This window comes from Paucibacter sp. M5-1 (assembly GCF_027498415.2).
Taxonomy (GTDB): Bacteria; Pseudomonadota; Gammaproteobacteria; order Burkholderiales; family Burkholderiaceae_C; genus Roseateles_E.
In genome coordinates this window covers 5,607,701-5,626,195 of record NZ_JAPZLM020000001.1, presented here as the reverse complement: position 1 = coordinate 5,626,195, position 18,495 = coordinate 5,607,701, and the positions used below count along the sequence as shown (strand labels likewise).

The following is an 18,495-nucleotide window of genomic DNA, read 5'->3' as shown; positions in this document are numbered from 1 at the left end:
GCTTCTTACTTCTTCGCAAGAGACAGCACACGCGGACGCAGGCTGCGCGAACGCGGATCGAAGGCGTCGCGCACGCCATCGGCGAACAGATTGGCGGCCAGCACCAGGGTCACCATGAAGCCGAAGGCGGCCACAAAGCTCCACCACACCACCGGGTCGCGCGACATCTCGGAGCGGGCCAGATTGATCATGCCGCCGAAGCTGTTCATGCTGGGGTCGACGCCGACGCCCACATAGGTCAGCACCGCCTCGTAGAGGATCAGCTCGGAGAAGCTCAGCACCACGGTGATCAGCACCAGATGCATCACATTGGGCACGATGTGGCGGGCCATGATGCGGCCATGGCTGACGCCAAAAGCGGTGGCCGCCTGCACATAGTCGAGCTCGCGCAGCTTCAGCGTCTCGCCCCGCACCAGCCGGCACAACCCGGCCCAGCCGGTCACGCCCAGGATCACACAGAGCAGGAACATCTTCAGGTCCGAGCGCTCGGCGCCGGTCTCGAACAGCTCCGGGTTCTTGTCCAGAAAGACCTGCACCATCAGCACGCAGGCAGCGATCAGCAGAACATTGGGCACCGAACTCAAGGTCGTGTAGATGTACTGGATTACCTCATCCACCCAGCCCTTGAAATAGCCGGCCAGAATGCCCAGCACCAGGGCCAGCGGCAGGGTCGCCAGCGTCGAGATCGCGCCGATCACAAAAGCCGTGCGTATGCTTTTGAGCGCCTGGTAGAGCACATCGTTGCCGGTGCGGTCGGTGCCGAACACATGGTAGTGCCCCATCAGCGCCACCGTCGGGCCGACCAGCAGCAGCACCGCGCCCAGGGTCAGCAGCAGCGCACGCAGTGGGTAATGGGTGCGGTCAGCCAGCAGATCACGCCAGGCCCGCGCAAAGCCGCCATGGCCGCGCGCGAGCGCCGCCGCGGTGGCCAGGGCCGCCAGCAGGGCCAGCAGCAGGCCGGCGGCCATGCCGCCGAGCGCACGCCGACCGACATCGCCGGCCCAGTCGGCCGCCGGGTCCGACAGATGCGCGCCACCAAAGTTCAGGCGCGGAAAGTCGCGCGTGGTCTTGCCGGCCGCGTCGGTGACGCTTTCCTTGTTCAGGCCGACATAGGCCAGCGGCGCCGAGTAGGTGGTCTCGCGCATCTCGATCTGGCGCGCCAGCACCAGGTCCAGCAGCGACTCGGTGCGGGTGTCGTAGAAGACCTGTGCGTTCTGCGCCGGCAGCGCGCGGCGAAAGTGCACGCTGTCCAGCGCCGTGACGAGCAGGAACAGCAGCATCACCAGGCCGGCCGAGGCGGCGGCCGGGTCGCGCAGCACGCGGCTCCAGGTGGCGCGCAGCGTGGGGTGCGAGCGGATGCGCAAGACATAGGCGAGCAGCGCGGCAAACAAGGCCCACAGCGCCACATCGGTCCACAAGAAAACAAGCTTGAATCCCATGATGGTCAGCGATCTATCCGTTCAGGCCAGACGCACCCGGGGGTCGACCCAGGTGTAGGCGATGTCGATCAGCGCATTGGTCGCGATATAGAGCACCGCGCCGAGGAAGACCATGGTGCGCACGATGGCGAAGTCCTGGCCGGTGATGGCCTCGATCACGAAGGCGCCCAGGCCCGGGATGCCGAAAAAGCTCTCGAACACCAGGCTGCCCATGAAGACATAGGGCAGATAGGCGCCGGCGCTGGTGATGATGGGGATCAGCGCATTGCGCAGCACATGGCGGAACAGCACGATCTGCTCGGACAGGCCCTTGGCCCGCGCGGTGCGCACATAGTCCTTGCCGACCTCCTCCAGGAACATCGCCCGGTACAGCCGCGCCTCGCCGCCCAGCCGCGCCAGCAGCGACAGCGCGATCGGCAGGGCCAGGAACTTGATCGCGTCCAGGCCCGGCGCATAGCCGTTGATGGGCACCAGCTTGAGCAGGCGCGAGAAGAAGTACTGGCCGACGATGATGTAGAACAGGCTGGAGATCGACAGCATCAGCACGCACAGCACCACGCCCCAGAAGTCGATCCGGGTGTTGCGGAAGAACACCAGCATCAGCGCGAAGGCGGTGCTGACGATCACCTGCAGGATGAACAGCGGCACCGCCAGCTGCAGGCTGACGCCCATGCGGGTCTTGATCTCGTGGCCGATATTGACGGCCTGGCGCGCGTCCGAGCGGCCGAAGTCCAGCATCATCAGCGAGACCGAGCGCTCCCACAGAATCGTCTTGGTCAGCTTCTGCGCGCCGGCCTCGGCCTCGTTCCAGTACAGCGGCTTGTCATAGCCACGCTCGGCTTTCCACTTGACGATCTGTTCCTGGCTCACGCGCTTGCCGCCGATGTTCAGGCGGGCCATATCGTCGGGCGTGTTGACCGAGAAGAACAGGAAGAAGGTGAACAGGTTCACCCCGATCAGTATCAGCAGGCCGTAGCCGAGACGGCGGATCATATAGCTCAGCATCGCTGGTCCCTCAGGCAACGGTCTGCGGTTTGACATAGCCACGCGCGGTGGCCTGCTCGCGCGCGCGGAAGCTGCGGCGCGTGGTCCAGACGATGGCGGCCGCACCGGCGATCAGCAGCAGCAGCGGCCACCAGATCGGCCGGTTCCACTCGGCCTGCCGGGCCGCGCGCTGCTGCGCATCGACGCGGTAGTAGCGCGCCATATCCCGGATCATGATGCCGGGCTTGCCGTTGTAGACCCAGGGCTGGAAGGCCAGACCCACATAAGGCCAGTAGCCCCAGGCCCAGGGTGAGTCCTCGCGCACGAGGCGCACCATCTGGTCGATCACCTGCTGCTTCTCGGGACCGTCGTCGATGCTTTGCAGACGGCGGTACAGGCGGTCGTACTCGGGGTTCTCGTAGTTGGCGGCGTTCTCGCCCTCGTGCTTGGACTTGCTGTTCGGGCCGTAGAGCAGGAACAGGAAGTTCTCGGCGTCCGGGTAATCGGCCAGCCAGCCCCACCAGAAGATCTGGTGCTTGCCCTTGTGAACCTTGTCCTGGAACTGGTTGTAATCGGTGGCGCGGATCTCCAGCTGCACACCCAGCTTGGCGAACTGCTTGACCATCCAGTCCAGCTCGGCCTTGATCTCGGGCGTGGTGGTGCGCTGGTAGTCGTAGTTCAGCACCAGCGGACGGCCGGTCTTGGCGTCGCGTCCGTCCGGGTAGCCGGCCTCGGCCAGCAGTTTCTTGGCATCCTCGATCGGGCGGCGCACGACCTCGCCATTGACCAGATGATGGGTGACCGGATTGAAGCCCTCGGCCGTGCCCTCACGCGAGCCGAACACGCCCGGCGGCACCGGCCCGTGGGCCGCGACCCCGCCCTTGGTGCGGAAGATGCGGCCATAGCCCTCTTCCCAGTCGATCGCGATCGACAGGGCCTGGCGCAGCTTGCGGTTCTTCAGCTGCTGCTCGGGTGTGTCGCCCTTGCCAACCACCGGGTCCATCCAGTTGAAGCCCAGATACCAGCTGTTGATGTCGGTGACCAGCGGGAACTTGAAGCCCTTGGCCTGGTAGGCGGCCTTGACCTCGTCGGAGTCGTCCATATCGACCTGGAAGTCCACACCCCATTCGGGCCGCTCGATCTCGGGCACGTCCAGATAGCCCTGCTTGAACATCTCCTTGCGCGGCACCTTCTCCTTAATGATGGTGGAGACGATGGTGTCGACAAAAGGCATGGTCTTGCCGCAGTCGTCCAGCAGGCCGGCCTTGCGGTCGGCCTCCGAGCCCTCGCAGGGATAGATGTCACCGCGATAGTTCGGATTGCGCTTCATCACATGGCGCCGGTCCTGCACATACTCGGTCATCATGAAGGGACCGGTGCCGACCGGCCACTGGTTCAGCGACAGGCTGTTCTCGCTCATGCCCGGCTGGGCGTAGAAGGCATCGGCCTCCCAGGGCAGCGGCGAGATGAAGGTCATCGCCATCCAGTACTGCCACTGCGGGTACTTGCCCTTGATGCGCACGCGCAGCGTGTGGCTGTCCAGCGCCTGCGCGCCCTCCAGCGGCCATTGGCGGAAGTCCAGGAAGGGCTTGTCGCGGATGCTCTCGGGCAGGCCCTTGAGCAGCTTGGCGTTTTCCTCGCGCACCCGCTTGCCGTAGTCCTTCAGCCCCAGCACATACTCGGAGAAGATCGCATATATCGGCGCCTCGATGCGCGGCGTGGCGTGGCGCTTGATCGCGTAGACATAGTCCTCGGCCACCATCTCGCGCGTGCCCTGCACCTCGAAGTCCCAGGGCGAGCGCTTGTCGCCCAGCTGTTCGCGGCTGAGCTTGTGATAGAGGTAGTTGCCCTGGGCATCGGTGGCCAGCGCCGGATGCGGCGCGTACTTGATGCCCTTCTTGATCGCGATGTCGTAGACGCTTTGCGCGATCTGCTCGGCCGGCGCATCGTCGGGCAGACGCTTGCCGTCCTTGTCCAGGTAATAAGGCTTGACCACCTTCTCGGCGGTCTTGGGCACCAGCTCGTAAGGCCGCTTCAGGTAGTGATAGGCGTAGAGCGGCTCGTAGATCTGGTAGGTGTAGACCGACTCCGGATTGCTGTAGGAAGCAATCGGGTCCAGATAGCGCGGCGAGCGCTCGTCGAAGGAGTTGTAGAGCGTGTTGTCCGCGGCAGCGCCGAGCGGATAGGGGCTGTTGTTGCAGGCCGCCAGCAGCAGCGCGGCGGCGGCGCTGAGGCCCAGACAGATGCTGCGGCACCATTGTTGGCCACGTCCAAGCCCATGCATGTCAAACCCCTCCAGAGCGGCCATCGCAGACCGACACCTGCGTAAGGGTCGGTGCGGCGGCAATGAAAAACAACGAGCCTCCGGCACCGGCGGCTCGTGACCGCGTGCTCTGGAGGCAAGGCCTGCATCATATCGGTTGTGCTGGTCGCGGCGGCGCAAGCCCGGCCCGGGGATACCAGCAGTCACCCCATATTCCGGGGATGACGAAAGTCAGGCCTTAATGGTGGTGGTGCTCGTGATGCTGATGACCCTGGTGCTGATCGCCACCCCAGGCCAGCAAGGCCTCGCGGCCCTGCACCAGCATGTCCACCTTGACGCCGACCGGCAGGCTGACCTTGGTCGGCACATGGCCGAACGGCAGGCCGGTGAAGATCGGCGTCTTGCTGCGCGCGCGCACCGCCTCGATCGCGGTCTTCAGCGTGTAGCCGCGGTCCAGCGGCGACTTCTTCCAGTCGCTGAACTCGCCCAGGATGATGGCCTTCTGCGCGTCCAGCACGCCGGCCTGCTGCAGCTGCAGCAGCATGCGCTCGACCCGGTAGGGGTGCTCGTTGACGTCTTCGAGAAACAGGATGCCGCCCTTGACCTTGGGGAAATGCGGCGTGCCCAGCATCGAGCTCAGCACGCAGAGATTGCCACCCCACAAAACACCGCGCGCCTCGAAGCCGTCGTGGCCGGCCTCGCAGCGAAAGCCCACCGCCTCCAGCAGCCCGTCCATGGCCTCGACAAAGCAGTCCTGGGTCACATCATCGACCCCACCCTCCTCCGCGCTGCGGCCGAAGTCGTAGCAGGCCAGCGGGCCGGCCCAGCTGGGCGACTTGGTGTGCGCCAGCAGGCCCAGATGCAGGGCCGTCAGATCGCTGTGACCGACCCAGCGCGTGCCGTGTTCGACGCTATGGGCCAGCAGCTTCCAGTCGATCGCGTCCAGCAGCCGCGTCATGCCGTAGCCGCCGCGGCTGGCCATCGCGATGCTGGGCGCCGCCTTGGCCACGCGGTGCAGCGCCGCCAGCCGGGTCGCGTCATCGCCGGCAAAGCGCTGGTGCTTGGCCAGCGCATCGGCGTCGATGCTGACTTCGAAGCCCAGCTTGGCCAGGCGCTTGGCCGCACGCTTGAGCGGCTGCGCCTGGGCCAGCACGCCGGCGGGGGTGAAAAGAGTCAGGGTGTTGCTCATGGGGGGATGTCGTCCAGATGGCGGGCCTCGCCGGTGGGGATGGCCTCGGGTTCCTGAGACCGAGCCGCGGCACGGCGCTGGCGCGCCGCCTCGCGCCGCTCAGCAAAAAATTCGCGCAGCAGCTGCGCCGCGGGCTCGGCCAGCACGCCGCCCTGGATGCAGGTGTGATGGTTCAGCCGGCCTTCGGCAAACAGGTCCAGCACCGAGCCGGCCACGCCGGTCTTGGGGTCGGGCGCGGCGAACACGACACGCTTGAGCCGCGCATGCAACATCGCCATCGCGCACATCGCGCAGGGCTCCAAGGTCACATAGAGCTCGCACTCGGGCAGGCGGTAATTGCCCAGCAGGGTCGCGGCATGGCGCAGCGCGACGATCTCGGCATGGGCGGTCGGGTCATGCGTCGTGATCGGGCGGTTGTAGCCGGTCGCGATCACCTGGCCGGCGCGCATGATGACCGCGCCCACCGGCACCTCGCCGACCAGCCAGGCGTTGTGGGCCTGGTCCAGCGCCAGGCGCATCGCGTACTCGTCGGCAGCGGAGGAGGAAGAGGTGGTGTTCATGGCGGCCGGGCAGTGTAGCAACAGCTATCCTCGCGGCCATGCAAGATGCACTGTTTCCGGACGAGGCGCCGCCGCTCGCGAAGACGCCCGCCGCACGGGTCCGACCGCAGCCCATCGATGAAGAGCAGGCGGCGCTGGCGGCCGCGCTGCCGCCGCTGGCCTATCTGGGCAGCTCCTCCTGGACCTATCCCGGCTGGGCCGGCCTGGTCTGGGACAAGCCCTACTCGGACAGCCTGCTGTCCAAGCACGGCCTGGCTGCCTACAGCCAGCAGCCGCTGCTGCGCGCCGTCAGCATCGACCGCGGCTTCTACCGACCGCTGACGGCCAGCCAGTACCAGCGCTATGCCGACCAGGTGCCGGCCGGCTTTCGCTTCACCGTCAAGGCCCCCAGCCTGGTGGCCGATGCGCTGGTGCGCAGCGAGGACAGCGGGCGCGGCAAGCAGCTCAACAGCGCCTTTCTGAACCCGGCGCTGGCGGTGCAGGAGTTCGTGCAGCCCGCGCTGGAAGGCCTGGGCGGCAAGATCGGCGCGCTGGTGTTCCAGCTGAGCCCGCTGCCGCCCAGCCTGCTGGCGCGCATGCCCGAGCTGCTGGAGCGGCTGTGTCTGATGCTCAAGGCCCTGCCCGCGCTGCGGCCGGCGGCGCCGGATGGCGTGATCGCGGTCGAGGTCAGAGACCCGCAGTGGCTGACGCCGGACTTCGTCGCCGTGCTGCGCGAGGCCGGCGCCACCTATTGCCTGGGCCTGCACCCCAAGCTGCCGCCAATCGAGGAGCAGCTGCCGCTGCTGCGCGCGCTGTGGCCCGGCCCGCTGGTCTGCCGCTGGAACCTGAACCGCATCCACGGCCCCTTCGGCTACGAGGACGCGCAAAAGCGCTACGGCGATTTCGACCAGCGCCTCGATCCCGATCCGCACACCCATGCCCTGCTGGCCAAGGTCGTGCGCGGCACCACGGCCGCCGGCCAGCGCGCCTATGTGACCATCAGCAACAAGGCCGAGGGCTGCGCGCCGCTGACGGTGCGGGCGCTGGCGCGCGAGATCGTCGATCCGGCTCAGGGCTGAGCGTCGGAGGCGCGCGAGGCGGCCTGCTCCATCGCCTGCTGCAGCTGCTGGCGCACCGCCTGCGGTGCGTTGATCGGCGCACTGGCTGCCGTCGGCGCGGCGGCCGGCGCCAGCTGGGTGGCCTGCTTCTTCATCACGGCCAGCACGATGGCCATGACCACCACCAGGCCAAGAATGCTCAAGGCTGCACGCATCGCTACCCTCTCCTGCTGCACATCAAGGCCGGCGCCAGCCGCCGGCGGCAAGGGCGATTGTGCTTCGGAACCAGCCGCGGCCGATCAGGCGCGCAGCGGCCAGCGCGCCAGCGGCACATGGCGATGCTGGCCGATCAGGCTGTTGACCAGCACCAGCTCGTCGGCCCGCCAGCCCAGCGCCTCGATCGGCCGCTGCGGCACCAGCGCATCGTCATAAAGAAGGGTCAGATGCGGCGTGAAACTGCCGGGCCTGGCTAGCCCGGCGGGGGCCAGCACCTCACCCAGCTGCCGGCGCAGCTGCCTGACGGCATCCAGCCCGCTACCGCCGCCCAGCACCAGCGGGCGGTTCCTGGCGTTCTTGCGCTCAAAGCTGAGCAGGTGGTCGAAGTGCAGCGCGAACGGCGCGCAGCGCAGCCTGGCCGCCGCAGCCTCGGCGGCGGCACGCTCGCGCTGCGGCAGACCGACGAAGTCGCCCAGATGATGCAAGGTGATGTGAAAGCGGTGCGAATCCTGCGGCCGCCCCTTCAGACCCAGCTCGGCGCGCACCCGCGAGGCCAGCGCGGCGATGCGCAAGGCCGTCGCGGTGTCCGGATAGAGCGCGAAGAAGAGCCGGTGGTCGGGTGCCATGCACCGAGCCTACAGTCGCGCCAGAGCTGGAGCGGCCGAGGCCGACAAAGACCGGCCCGATCGGCGGAGCCGGGTTCTGACTTATCTCAGCGGCCAGCTCGCCAGCTGCTGATGTTCACCGCTGGCGAGCCGGGTGTTGATCAGCAGCAGCTCGCCGACCCGCCAGCCGACCGGCCCGAGCGGCTGCGACTCGACCGGGATCTTGTCGTGCAAGAGCGTCAGCTGCGGGGTGAAGGCGGCGTAGCGGTAGAGCTCGGCCGCCTTCAAGGCCTTGATCAGCGCCCCGTGCAGGGCCTTCAGCGGCCCCAGCGGCTCACCGGCCTGCAGCACGCAGGGCAGATGCCTGGGCTCGCGGCGCTTCAGGCTGAGGGCGCGGTCCAGCACGATGTCGAAGGCCGGCACCTCCAGCGATGCGGCCGCCGCCATCGCCTTGTCGACCAGGGCCTGCGGGAAGCGGGCGAAGTCACCCAGATGATGGAGCGTGATCAGGAACTGCTCGGCGGGCTGCAGCGGGCCGGTTAGCCCCTGCTCGGCACAGAGCTGGCTGCGCAGGGCCACGATGCGCTCGCTGGCGGCCGCATCGGGGCGGATCGCAAAAAACAGCCGGTCGGTGATATTGGACATGGGACTCAGGAAAGAAGTTCGAACCGACCGGGAGATCGGCCGGGCCGCGAGGGCCCGGCCTTCTCCGCTCAGCCGCGCACCGTCGCCAGGGCGGCGTTGAGGGTCTTGCTGGGACGCATCACGGCGGCCAGCTTCTGCATATCGGGCTGGTAGTAACCACCGATATCGACCGGCTTGCCCTGCACCTCGGCGAGCTCGGCCACGATGGTCTGCTCGTTGTCGCTCAGGGCCTTGGCCAGCGGCGCGAAGCGCTCGGCCAGGGCCTTGTCCTCGGTCTGCGCGACCAGCTCCTGGGCCCAGTACATCGCCAGATAGAACTGGCTGCCGCGGTTGTCCAGCTGGCCGGTCTTGGGGCTGGGGTTCTTGTTATTGTCCAGCAGCTTGCCGGTGGCGGTGTCCAGGGTCTTGGCGAGGATCTTGGCCTGCGCGTTGCCGGTCTTCAGACCCAGGTCTTCCAGGCTGACGGCCAGCGCCAGGAACTCGCCCAGCGAGTCCCAGCGCAGATGGTTCTCCTCCACCAGCTGCTGCACATGCTTGGGCGCCGAACCACCGGCACCGGTCTCGTACATGCCGCCGCCGGCCATCAGCGGCACGATGGACAGCATCTTGGCGCTGGTGCCCAGCTCCATGATGGGGAACAGGTCGGTCAGGTAGTCGCGCAGGATGTTGCCGGTCACCGAGATGGTGTCCAGGCCGCGGATCACGCGCTCCAGCGTGTAGCGCATCGCGCGCACCTGGCTCATGATCTGGATATCCAGGCCCGCGGTGTCATGGTCCTTCAGATAGAGCTTGACCTTCTTGATCAGCTCGTTCTCATGCGGGCGATAGGGGTCCAGCCAGAACACCGCCGGCATGCCGGAGTTGCGGGCGCGGGTGACGGCCAGCTTGACCCAGTCGCGGATCGGCGCGTCCTTGACCTGGCACATGCGCCAGATGTCGCCCTGCTCGACGTTCTGTGTCAGCAGCACCTCGCCGGTGGCCAGGTCGACGATATTGGCCACGCCGTCTTCGCTGATCTCGAAGGTCTTGTCATGCGAGCCGTACTCCTCGGCCTGCTGGGCCATCAGGCCGACATTGGGCACGGTGCCCATGGTCTTGGGATCGAAGTTGCCGTGCCACTTGCAGAAGTTGATCATCTCCTGGTAGATGCGGGCGAAGGTGCTCTCCGGCATCACGGCCTTGACGTCCTTCAGGCGGCCGTCGGCGCCCCACATCTTGCCACCGTTGCGGATCATCGCGGGCATCGAGGCGTCGACGATGATGTCGTTGGGCGAGTGGAAGTTGGTGATGCCCTTGGCCGAATCGACCATGGCCAGCTCGGGGCGGTGCTCGTGGCAGGCATGCAGATCGCGCTTGATCTCATCCTGCTTGGCGCTCGGCAGCGTGGCGATCTTGTTGTAGAGATCGACCATGCCGTTGTTGACGTTCACACCCAGCTCGTCGAACAGCTTGCCGTGCTTCTCGAAGGCCTCGCGGTAGAAGATGCGCACGCAGTGGCCGAACACGATGGGGTGCGAGACCTTCATCATCGTGGCCTTGACGTGCAGCGAGAACATCACGCCGGTCTTGTGCGCGTCCTCGATTTCCTTCTCATAGAACTCGAGCAGGGCTTTCTTGCTCATGAACATCGAGTCGACGATCTCGCCGGCCTGCAGCGCGACCTTGGGCTTGAGCACCAGGGTCTGGCCGCTCTTGGTGATCAGCTCCATCTTGACTTCGCGGGCCTTGTCCAGCGTGATGGACTTTTCGCCGTGATAGAAGTCGCCGTGGTGCATGTGCGAGACATGCGAGCGCGAGGCCTGGCTCCAATCGGCCATCGCATGCGGGTTCTTGCGGGCGTATTCCTTGACGGCCTTGGGCGCGCGGCGGTCGGAATTGCCCTCGCGCAGCACCGGGTTCACCGCGCTGCCGATGCACTTGGCATAGCGGGCGCGGATGCCCTTCTCTTCCTCGGTCTTGGGATTCTCGGGATAGTCAGGAATCGCGTAGCCCTTGCCCTGCAGCTCCTTGATCGCGGCCAGCAGCTGCGACACCGAGGCGCTGATATTGGGCAGCTTGATGATATTGGCCTCGGGTGTCAGCGTCAGCTTGCCCAGCTCGGCCAGGTTGTCCGGCACGCGCTGCGCCTCGCTGAGGAATTCGGGAAACGCGCCCAGGATGCGCGACGCCACCGAGATATCGCTGGTGCCGATGCGGATGCCTGCCGGCTCGGCGAAGGCCTGCATGATGGGCAGAAACGCGCTGGTGGCGAGCATCGGGGCCTCGTCGGTCAGCGTGTAGATGATGTTGGGCTGCTGGGTGCTCATGGGTCGGTGTCCTGGAATTGTTGGCCCCGCCGGCACAGGCTGCAGGGCGCGTCGTCAAATGAGGCCTGGCAGGCGGCGGACTGAACCGACGCTTGTCCTAGCGACGCGCGCGATTTTCCTGCAATTCGATACCGCGATGTGAAAAGATGTTTTCTCAGTGCGCTGAGGGATCAGGGCAGACCAGCACATTGCCCCGTTTGCGGCCGCTGTCGACAAGCCGGTGGGCCAGCGCGATGTCGGCCAACTCGAAGCTGCGCTCATGCACCACCTCTATGCTCGTCCCGGCCACCAGCTGCAGCAGCCGCTCGACATCCGCCACCCGTTCAGGCGCCGCCCCGGCGGCCACATTGCCGCGCGCCCGTATCGTCTCGCCCAGACCGGCAACCGCCAGCAGCAGCCGCCCCTGCGGCGTCAGCAGGCGCCGACCCGAGGCCATGGACAGATTGCCGACGGTGTCGAGCACCACGTCGAAACGCTCGGCGACGCCGGAAAGCTCGGTCCTTTGGTAGTCGATCACCCGGTCCGCACCCAGGCGCCTGACCAACTCGGCATTGGCGCCGCTGCATACACCGGTGACCTTGGCACCCCAATGCCGGGCCAGCTGCACGGCATTGGTCCCGACCGCGCCGGACGCGCCGTTCACCAGCACCGACATCCCCGCGCGCAGCGCCGCCTTCTCGCTCAGAAAGTACAGCGCCGTCGTGCCGCCGAACAGCACGCCGGCCGCATCCTGATGGCTCACGGCGGCGGGCTTGCGAACCAGCTTGCGGGCAGCCAAGGCGAGGAACTCGGCATGCGCGCCCATTGCCATGCCCGTCATCGCGCAGACCTCGTCCCCCGGCACGAAATCGCTGACCAGCGTGCCCACCGACTCGATCACACCGGAGAACGCGCTGCCCAGGATCGGGCGCCGCGGCCGCCTCAGACCGAAGACCAGGCGCGCGGGGATGCCGAAACCCGCTGGGAACCGGGCGGCCCGGATGCGCGCATCGGCCGAGGTGACGGCCGCCGCCACCACCCGCAGCAGCACCTCATCGGCGCCCGGTTCGGGCCGGGGAACATCGGCGATGCGCAGCACCTCGGGTGTGCCGTACCGGTCAACAAGAGCTGCTCGCATGCGTCACCTTACATCCGTAAGTCTTGGCGGCGGATGCTAACTGGCCTCGCGAACTGGGCCTTCGCACAGATCGAGCTGCCCGACCCGCAGCAGCCATGGCGGCCGGCGATGAGCGAACGCGCCGCGTCCGCCCGCCGCGTGCTGGCTCGGCATCCCTGGGCCCTCGGGCTGATCGAGTCCCGCCGGGCTCCCGGGCCGGCCTTGCTGCGGCATCACGAGACCGTGCTTGCCTGCCTGCGCCGCAACTGCTTCTCGGTCGCGCTGGCCGCGCATGCCTTCTCGGCCATCGACGCCTATGTCTACGGCTTCGTGTTGACCGAGCTGAACCTGCCCTTCGGCGCCGGCGAAAGCGCAGAGGATTTCGTCACCGGGATCCGGGAGTTGCTGCCCGCCGACAAGTACCCGCATCTGGTCGAAATGATTGGCGAGCAGGTCCTCGGCAAGGACTACGCCTACAGCGACGAGTTCGCCTTCGGGCTCGAACTGCGGCTCGATGGCCTGGAACGTCATCTCGGCCGCCAGTCCTGACAAGGGTTGCGCCGGCTACCCTTCGATGCGCGCAAAAGCCTGCGCCGCCCGTTCCCGCCCGAGCTCGATCAATTCCTCGGCGCGCCAGAACTCGAAAAAGCCGCAGGCATTGCGCGGGATCTCGATCATCACATCGGGGGGCGCATACGCGGACAGGCGCAGCTGCGAGATCGTGTCCTGCATCGCCTGCATGGACACAAAGGCCACGTCGAGCAGACCGTGGCGGGGCTCGGCGCTCGCACGGCCCGGCTGCAGCGCATCGACGAAGCGCGCAATACGTTTTCTGTAGCTGTTGTCGCCGATCAGTGAGGCACTGGCCGGCGCCAGCACCCGAGACTCGGCCGGGCCGCTGAGGTCGACGACCACCGTCAGATCGGTGGCGTCGTCCAGCGTGGGCGCGATCGGCACCGGATTGACCAGCGCACCGTCCAGCAGCGTGCGGCTGCCGTGCCGGAACGGCGTGAAGACCAGCGGCGTCGCGATGGAGGCGCGGATCGCATCGAACATCTGCCCCTCGCGCAGCCAGACCTCCTCGCGAGACCCCAGATCCGTCGCGACCGCCGTGTAGGCAATCGGCAGCTCCTCGATCGGGCAGTCTCCGATCAGCTCGCGCAGCACGCTGATGATGCGCTCGCCCTTGAACAGCCCGGGCTGGCCGATGGTCGGGTCGAGCAGGCGCAGCACATGGATGCGCTCCAGCGCCAGCACCCACTCGGCATAGACCTCGAGCTTGCGCGCGGCGTAGATGCCGCCCACCAGCGCGCCGATGGAGGCGCCCGAGATGGACTGGATCCGGTAGCCGTTCTCGCCAAGCCACTGGATCACGCCGATATGAGCCAGGCCGCGCGCGCCGCCGCTGCCGAGAACCAGGGACACCGTGGTAGGACTTGGGATCATCGGTACAAAACCATTCCTTGTTGTCTAGGCCGATTTTGCGGGCAAGAAGCAAACCGCCCGGACATGCCGGGCGGTCTGGACTGAAGGTTTGAAAAGTCGCATCAGGTACCGACCGCAGGAGCCATCAAGCGGCGATCGCGGCTGCCCGAACCAGCCAACCCGATTCCGAGATAGGGACAGCAAAAACGGTTTCAAGTGGCGCTTGTCATATCCCGTCGGCTCGGCGCAAGGCTGCGCAACACATCACTCCCACTCGATGGTCGCGGGCGGCTTGCTGCTCACGTCGTAGGTCACGCGGTTGATGCCACGCACCTCGTTGATGATGCGGCCCGAGGTCCGCTTGAGCAGGCTGTAGGGCAGCTCGGCCCAGTCGGCGGTCATGAAGTCGCTGGTCTGCACGGCGCGCAAGGCCACAACGTAGTCATAGGTGCGGCCGTCACCCATCACGCCGACGCTCTTGACCGGCAGGAAAACGGTGAAGGCCTGGCTGGTCAGCTCGTACCAGGTCTTGCCGGTGGCTTCGTCCTTGGTGTTGCGCAGTTCCTCGATGAAGATCGCATCGGCGCGGCGCAGCAGGTCGGCGTAGTCCTTCTTGACCTCACCGAGGATGCGCACGCCCAGGCCTGGGCCGGGGAAGGGATGGCGGTAGACCATCTCGGGCGGCAGGCCCAGGGCCACGCCGAGCTCGCGCACCTCATCCTTGAACAGCTCGCGCAGCGGCTCCAAGAGTTTCAGGCCCAACTGCTCGGGCAGGCCGCCGACATTGTGGTGGCTCTTGATCGTCGTAGCCTTCTTGGTCTTGGTGCCGCCGCTCTCGACCACATCGGGGTAGATCGTGCCCTGGGCCAGGAAGGTGGCGCCCTTGTGGCCGGCATCGCCGGCCTTGAGCTTGGCCGCCTCGGCCTTGAAGACGTCGACGAACAGGCCGCCGATGATCTTGCGTTTCTTTTCCGGGTCGGTCACGCCGGCCAGTTGGCCGAGGAACATGTCGCTGGCATCGACACGGATGACCTTGGCATGCAGCTTGCCGGCGAACATATCCATCACCATATCGCCCTCGTTCAGGCGCAGCAGGCCGTGATCGACGAAGACGCAGGTCAGCTGGTCGCCGATGGCGCGATGGATCAGCGCGGCCGCGACCGAGGAATCGACCCCGCCGGACAGGCCCAGAATCACCTCTTCGTCACCGACCTGCTCGCGGATCTTGGCCACGGCCTCGGCGATGTAGTCGCCCATGATCCAGTCGCCCTTGCAGCCGGCGATATCGCGCACAAAGCGGGTCAGCATCGCCTGGCCCTGCAACGTGTGCGTGACCTCGGGATGGAACTGCACCGCGTAATAGCCTTTCTCCTCATTGGCCATGCCGGCGATCGGGCAGCTGGGGGTCGAGGCCAGCAGCTTGAAGCCCTCGGGCAGGGCCGTGACCTTGTCGCCATGGCTCATCCAGACCTTGAGCATGCCGTGGCCCTCGGCGGTCGTGAAGTCGGCGATGTCCTTCAGCAACGCGGTGTGGCCGTGGGCGCGCACCTCGGCATAGCCGAACTCGCGGTGATCACTCCACTCCACCTTGCCGCCCAGCTGCACGGCCATGGTCTGCATGCCGTAGCAGATGCCCAGCACCGGCACGCCCAGATCCCAGACCGCCTGCGGCGCACGCAGTTCGTGGTCCTCATAGGTCGAGGCATGGCTGCCAGACAGGATGATGGCCTTGGGCGCGAAGCTGCGGATGAACTCATCCGACACGTCATTGGGATGGATCTCGCAATACACGGCCGCCTCGCGCACGCGGCGCGCAATCAGCTGGGTGACCTGGGAGCCGAAGTCGAGGATCAGGACTTTGTCATGCATGGTGGAATCCAATCATCAAGAAGCTTGTGCCAAGGGTGCCGCCGTGCCGCCGCTGCGGGCGAAATGGCGCCAGGCAAAGAAGAGGGACAGCGCCTGCAGCAAGGCGCAGAAGTAGAAGGGTGCGCCGATGCGCCAGTCGCCCCGGGGCAGTTCGGAGACGAAATAGATCAGGCCCGAGCCCAGCACCGGGGCCAGCACGGCCATCACGCTGTTCAGCGAGGCCACCGCGCCCATGGTCTGGCCCTGGTTGCGCGCATCGGCGGCGTTGGAGATCAGGCTTTGCATGCTGGCGGTGGCGGCGAAGCCCAGCACATTGAAGGCGATCACCGCATACATCATCCAGCCTGCGGTCGCCGCACCCCAGACGAAGTTGGTGATCACGCTGGACCCCAGGCCCAGCACGACCAGACGCTTGGCGCCAAAGGCCTTCAGCAGATGCGGCAGCAAGAAGCCCTGCACCAGCACCGCCATCACGCCCACCGCGAACAGCGAGAGACCGTTGTCCTTCGGGCCCCAGCCGAACTTGAAGCTGGTGTAGAGCACCCAGCTGGTGTGCAGCACCAGCTGGGCCAGGCCGCTGAGCGCGATCACAAAGACCAGCGCGCCAACACCTTTGAGCGCGGAGAGTTTCTTCAGCGCGCTGACCGGGTTGGCGCTCCTCCACTCGAAGGCGCGGCGATGCTCGGGCGCCAGCGATTCGGGCAGCACGAAATAGCCATAGACCCAGTTCAGCAGCGCCAAGCCGCCGGCCACATAGAAAGGCAGATGCAGATCGATATCGCCCAGCAGCCCGCCCATCACCGGACCGAGGATGAAGCCCATGCCAAAGGCCGCGCCCAGCATGCCGAAGCGCTTGGCGCGCTCTTCCGGTGCGCTGATATCGGCCACATAGGCATTGGCCACCGCCGCATTGGCCTGCATCGCCCCGCTGAACAACCGCACGACCACCAGCATCCACAGGGCCGTGGCCATCGCGGTGACGAAGAAGCTCAGCGCCAGGCCGGAGAAGCCGATCAACATCACCGGCCGGCGGCCGTAGCGGTCGGACAGCGCGCCGAGAATGGGCGAACCGAAGAAATTGGCGATGCCGAAGGCAAAGGTCACGGCCAGATAGGCCAGCGTGTGCTCGGACGGCGTGCTGGCAAACAGGCCCACCAGCGGCGGCAGCACCGGGATGATCAGGCCGATCGAGATCATGTCGATCAGCACCGCCACCATGATGAAGCCCATGCCGGCCGCTGGCCGCTGCTGGACTGCACTATCGCTCACACCTGCTCCTTCGCCCTAGAAAGAAGAAATGGGGGCTGGCAGGCCCCCATCCTTGTCATCACCGGATGCTTACTCCGAACGGTAGTTCGGTGCTTCCTTGGTGATCTGCACATCGTGCACATGGCTCTCGCGCATGCCCGCCGAGGTGATCTCGACGAACTCGGCCCGGTTCTGCATATCGGCGATGGTCGCGCAACCGCAGTAGTGCATCGAGGCCTTCAGGCCGCCGGCCATCTGGAAGATCACCTGCACCACCGAACCCTTGTAAGGCACCTGGCCTTCGATGCCTTCGGGCACCAGCTTGGAGGTGTTGGGATTGTTGGCCGAGGTGTCCTGGAAATAGCGGTCGGCCGAACCCTTGGCCATCGCGCCCATCGAGCCCATGCCACGGTAGCTCTTGTAGCTGCGGCCCTGGTAGAGGATCAGGTCGCCCGGCGCTTCCTCGGTGCCGGCAAAGGCACCGCCCATCATCACGCAATCGGCGCCGGCGGCGATCGCCTTGGCCAGATCGCCCGAGAAGCGCACGCCGCCATCGGCGATCACCGGCACGCCGGTGCCGCGCAAGGCGGTCGCGACATTGTCGATGGCCGTGATTTGCGGCACACCGACACCGGCGACGATGCGGGTGGTGCAGATCGAGCCTGGGCCGATGCCGACCTTGACGCCGTCGGCGCCAGCCTCGACCAGGGCCAGGGCCGCCGCGCCGGTGGCGATATTGCCGCCGATCACATCGACCTCAGGGAAATTCTGCTTGACCCAGCGCACCCGCTCCAGCACGCCGGCGCTGTGGCCGTGCGCGGTGTCGACGATCAGCGCATCGACGCCGGCCTTGACCAGCAGCTTGACGCGCTCTTCGGTATCGTCGCCGAAGCCGACCGCCGCGCCGACGCGCAGCTTGCCCTGCGCATCGCGGGCCGCGTTCGGGAAGCTGGTCTGCTTGGTGATGTCCTTGACGGTCATCAGGCCGCGCAGCTCGAAGGCGTCATTGACGACGACCACGCGCTCCAGCTTGTGCTTGTGCATCAGCGCCTTGGCTTCTTCCAGCGAGGCGCCTTCCTTGACGGTGATCAGCTTTTCGGCCGGCGTCATCATCTCGCGCACCGGCAGATCCATGCGGGTCTCGAAGCGCACATCGCGGCCGGTGACGATGCCCACCACCTTCTTGCCGTCCAGCACCGGGAAGCCGGAAACACCGTGCTGACGCTGCAGCTCGACCACCTCGCGCACGGTGGCGCTGGGCGTGATCGTGAAGGGCTCGCGCACCACGCCGGATTCATAGCGCTTGACCCGTGCGACCTCGATGGCCTGTTGCTGGGCCGTCAGGTTCTTGTGCACGATGCCAATGCCGCCCTCCTGGGCGATGGCGATGGCCAAGCGGGCTTCCGTGACCGTGTCCATGGCGGCGGACACCAAGGGCAGGTTCAGCTGGATGTTGCGGGAAAGCCGGGTGGCAAGACTGGTGTCGCGGGGCAACACGTGGGAGAAGGCAGGCACCAACAACACATCGTCGAAGGTGAGCGCTTTACCAAGCAGGCGCATGAGAGAAGCTCCAGACGCAAAGCGGCATTATACGGAAGTCGCGACAAAGCTCA

General features: G+C 66.5%; 16 protein-coding genes. 2 read left to right on the top strand and 14 right to left on the bottom strand.

The features are described 5' to 3' along the window. Positions 1–5: 5 nt before the first annotated feature. The 5 genes from O5M90_RS26525 to tadA form a co-directional block, all read right to left on the bottom strand. Entirely contained in the window at positions 6–1,439 is a 1,434-nt protein-coding gene (locus tag O5M90_RS26525) for an ABC transporter permease (RefSeq protein WP_269840933.1), read from the bottom strand. Positions 1,440–1,460: 21 nt separating this feature from the next. Further along, the gene (locus O5M90_RS26520) at positions 1,461–2,444 is read right to left on the bottom strand and encodes an ABC transporter permease (RefSeq protein WP_269840934.1); all 984 of its coding nucleotides are present in this window, start codon (positions 2,442–2,444) and stop codon (positions 1,461–1,463) included. Positions 2,445–2,454: 10 nt separating this feature from the next. Further along, entirely contained in the window at positions 2,455–4,707 is a 2,253-nt protein-coding gene (locus O5M90_RS26515; RefSeq protein WP_269840935.1) for an ABC transporter substrate-binding protein, read from the bottom strand. A 217-nt stretch (positions 4,708–4,924) separates the two neighbouring features. Next, positions 4,925–5,875 carry an LD-carboxypeptidase gene (locus O5M90_RS26510; RefSeq protein WP_137942205.1) on the bottom strand — a complete coding sequence of 317 codons (951 nt, stop codon included), beginning with the start codon at positions 5,873–5,875 and terminating at the stop codon, positions 4,925–4,927. Next, positions 5,872–6,435, bottom strand: coding sequence for a tRNA adenosine(34) deaminase TadA (gene tadA / locus O5M90_RS26505; RefSeq protein WP_440402470.1), 564 nt, complete (start codon positions 6,433–6,435; stop codon positions 5,872–5,874). The genes O5M90_RS26510 and tadA overlap by 4 nt, the downstream gene beginning before the upstream one ends. Before the next feature lie 38 nt (positions 6,436–6,473). On the opposite strand from tadA, the gene O5M90_RS26500 reads away from it, so the two are divergent. Further along, on the top strand, positions 6,474–7,493 hold the full coding sequence (locus O5M90_RS26500) for a DUF72 domain-containing protein (RefSeq protein WP_269840937.1): 1,020 nt from the start codon (positions 6,474–6,476) through the stop codon (positions 7,491–7,493). On the opposite strand, the gene O5M90_RS26495 is transcribed toward O5M90_RS26500, so the two are convergent. The 5 genes from O5M90_RS26495 to O5M90_RS26475 all read right to left on the bottom strand — a co-directional run bounded on the left by O5M90_RS26495 (position 7,484) and on the right by O5M90_RS26475 (position 12,361). Beyond that, the gene (locus tag O5M90_RS26495; RefSeq protein ID WP_137942202.1) at positions 7,484–7,687 is read right to left on the bottom strand and encodes a hypothetical protein; all 204 of its coding nucleotides are present in this window, start codon (positions 7,685–7,687) and stop codon (positions 7,484–7,486) included. The genes O5M90_RS26500 and O5M90_RS26495 overlap by 10 nt on opposite strands. 84 nt (positions 7,688–7,771) lie before the next feature. After that, positions 7,772–8,314: a 2'-5' RNA ligase family protein gene (locus O5M90_RS26490; RefSeq protein ID WP_269840938.1), complete on the bottom strand. Its 543-nt coding sequence runs from the start codon at positions 8,312–8,314 to the stop codon at positions 7,772–7,774. Between the two features lie 81 nt (positions 8,315–8,395). Continuing rightward, positions 8,396–8,938 carry a 2'-5' RNA ligase family protein gene (locus tag O5M90_RS26485; protein WP_269840939.1) on the bottom strand — a complete coding sequence of 181 codons (543 nt, stop codon included), beginning with the start codon at positions 8,936–8,938 and terminating at the stop codon, positions 8,396–8,398. A 68-nt stretch (positions 8,939–9,006) separates the two neighbouring features. Next, the gene (locus O5M90_RS26480; protein ID WP_269840940.1) at positions 9,007–11,244 is read right to left on the bottom strand and encodes an NADP-dependent isocitrate dehydrogenase; all 2,238 of its coding nucleotides are present in this window, start codon (positions 11,242–11,244) and stop codon (positions 9,007–9,009) included. Positions 11,245–11,398: 154 nt separating this feature from the next. Beyond that, positions 11,399–12,361 carry an NAD(P)-dependent alcohol dehydrogenase gene (locus O5M90_RS26475; RefSeq protein ID WP_269840941.1) on the bottom strand — a complete coding sequence of 321 codons (963 nt, stop codon included), beginning with the start codon at positions 12,359–12,361 and terminating at the stop codon, positions 11,399–11,401. 33 nt (positions 12,362–12,394) lie between these two features. Between O5M90_RS26475 and O5M90_RS26470 the strand changes: the two genes are divergently transcribed. Beyond that, positions 12,395–12,889: a TetR/AcrR family transcriptional regulator C-terminal domain-containing protein gene (locus O5M90_RS26470; RefSeq protein ID WP_269840942.1), complete on the top strand. Its 495-nt coding sequence runs from the start codon at positions 12,395–12,397 to the stop codon at positions 12,887–12,889. A 15-nt stretch (positions 12,890–12,904) separates the two neighbouring features. Here O5M90_RS26470 and O5M90_RS26465 read toward each other — a convergent pair whose 3' ends face one another. The 4 genes from O5M90_RS26465 to guaB all read right to left on the bottom strand — a co-directional run bounded on the left by O5M90_RS26465 (position 12,905) and on the right by guaB (position 18,442). Next, positions 12,905–13,786 carry a patatin-like phospholipase family protein gene (locus tag O5M90_RS26465; RefSeq protein WP_440402469.1) on the bottom strand — a complete coding sequence of 294 codons (882 nt, stop codon included), beginning with the start codon at positions 13,784–13,786 and terminating at the stop codon, positions 12,905–12,907. A gap of 243 nt (positions 13,787–14,029) precedes the next feature. Next, positions 14,030–15,634: a glutamine-hydrolyzing GMP synthase gene (gene guaA, locus O5M90_RS26460; RefSeq protein WP_269840944.1), complete on the bottom strand. Its 1,605-nt coding sequence runs from the start codon at positions 15,632–15,634 to the stop codon at positions 14,030–14,032. A 15-nt stretch (positions 15,635–15,649) separates the two neighbouring features. Further along, on the bottom strand, positions 15,650–16,903 hold the full coding sequence (locus tag O5M90_RS26455; RefSeq protein ID WP_269840945.1) for an MFS transporter: 1,254 nt from the start codon (positions 16,901–16,903) through the stop codon (positions 15,650–15,652). Between the two features lie 69 nt (positions 16,904–16,972). Beyond that, on the bottom strand, positions 16,973–18,442 hold the full coding sequence (gene guaB / locus O5M90_RS26450) for an IMP dehydrogenase (RefSeq protein ID WP_137942194.1): 1,470 nt from the start codon (positions 18,440–18,442) through the stop codon (positions 16,973–16,975). Positions 18,443–18,495 lie beyond the last annotated feature (53 nt).

Excerpts from the sequence above, each read along its gene's own strand:
- O5M90_RS26510 (WP_137942205.1), bottom strand. The coding sequence starts at position 5,875 with ATGAGCAACACCCTGACTCTTTTCACCCCCGCCGGCGTGCTGGCCCAG.
- O5M90_RS26465 (WP_440402469.1), bottom strand. The coding sequence starts at position 13,786 with ATGATCCCAAGTCCTACCACGGTGTCCCTGGTTCTCGGCAGCGGCGGC.
- O5M90_RS26485 (WP_269840939.1), bottom strand. The coding sequence starts at position 8,938 with ATGTCCAATATCACCGACCGGCTGTTTTTTGCGATCCGCCCCGATGCG.
- guaB (WP_137942194.1), bottom strand. The coding sequence starts at position 18,442 with ATGCGCCTGCTTGGTAAAGCGCTCACCTTCGACGATGTGTTGTTGGTG.
- guaA (WP_269840944.1), bottom strand. The coding sequence starts at position 15,634 with ATGCATGACAAAGTCCTGATCCTCGACTTCGGCTCCCAGGTCACCCAG.
- O5M90_RS26490 (WP_269840938.1), bottom strand. The coding sequence starts at position 8,314 with ATGGCACCCGACCACCGGCTCTTCTTCGCGCTCTATCCGGACACCGCG.
- O5M90_RS26470 (WP_269840942.1), top strand. The coding sequence starts at position 12,395 with ATGCTAACTGGCCTCGCGAACTGGGCCTTCGCACAGATCGAGCTGCCC.
- O5M90_RS26500 (WP_269840937.1), top strand. The coding sequence starts at position 6,474 with ATGCAAGATGCACTGTTTCCGGACGAGGCGCCGCCGCTCGCGAAGACG.
- O5M90_RS26515 (WP_269840935.1), bottom strand. The coding sequence starts at position 4,707 with ATGCATGGGCTTGGACGTGGCCAACAATGGTGCCGCAGCATCTGTCTG.
- tadA (WP_440402470.1), bottom strand. The coding sequence starts at position 6,435 with ATGAACACCACCTCTTCCTCCTCCGCTGCCGACGAGTACGCGATGCGC.
- O5M90_RS26525 (WP_269840933.1), bottom strand. The coding sequence starts at position 1,439 with ATGGGATTCAAGCTTGTTTTCTTGTGGACCGATGTGGCGCTGTGGGCC.
- O5M90_RS26475 (WP_269840941.1), bottom strand. The coding sequence starts at position 12,361 with ATGCGAGCAGCTCTTGTTGACCGGTACGGCACACCCGAGGTGCTGCGC.
- O5M90_RS26520 (WP_269840934.1), bottom strand. The coding sequence starts at position 2,444 with ATGCTGAGCTATATGATCCGCCGTCTCGGCTACGGCCTGCTGATACTG.
- O5M90_RS26495 (WP_137942202.1), bottom strand. The coding sequence starts at position 7,687 with ATGCGTGCAGCCTTGAGCATTCTTGGCCTGGTGGTGGTCATGGCCATC.
- O5M90_RS26480 (WP_269840940.1), bottom strand. The coding sequence starts at position 11,244 with ATGAGCACCCAGCAGCCCAACATCATCTACACGCTGACCGACGAGGCC.